This window comes from Streptomyces sp. DH12 (assembly GCF_020873895.1).
In the GTDB taxonomy this organism is placed as follows: Bacteria; Actinomycetota; Actinomycetes; order Streptomycetales; family Streptomycetaceae; genus Streptomyces.
Map to the genome: position 1 here is coordinate 1 of NZ_JAHWGT010001008.1, position 459 is coordinate 459.

At 77.1% G+C, this 459-nt stretch carries 1 protein-coding gene; it reads right to left on the reverse strand.

What is annotated here, in order from left to right; all coding sequences use genetic code 11:
- Nucleotides 1-459, reverse strand: a 459-nt coding sequence (locus LPA54_RS38225; protein WP_228984983.1) for a rod shape-determining protein, incomplete at both ends; no start/stop codon positions are given.

Sequence of the window (459 nt, forward strand, 5' to 3'; positions counted from 1 at the left end):
GGGAGGTGCGGTCCTGCCGCAGCATCGCCGTCACCATGCCGACCACCGCGTCGGTGATCAGCTCCGGCGGTGTGCCGTCGGACAGGTCGGCGGTGCCCAGGGCGGTGCGCCGGGCGTCGGTGACCGCGCCGTCGGCGAGCAGCACCACCTCGGTGAGGTGCGCGCCGATGTCCACCACCAGCAGCGGCCGGACATGATCGGCGCCGGCGGCCAGCGCGACCGCCCGCGCGCCGGGGACCGTCAGTACGGCGCGCGGGCGGAGCACCTCCACGGCCGTGCGGGCCGCGGCACGGAACGCCGGCCCGTCGAGCACCGGGGAGGTGACGACGACCAGCGGGCGGCCGGTCCTCGGCATGCGGTGGCCGAGCAGCCGTTCCAGCATGCGGGCGGTGCCGGGGGTGTCGACGATGGTGCCCCGCTGGATGGGGTGGACGGCGCCCCAGCCGGGGAACGTCACCG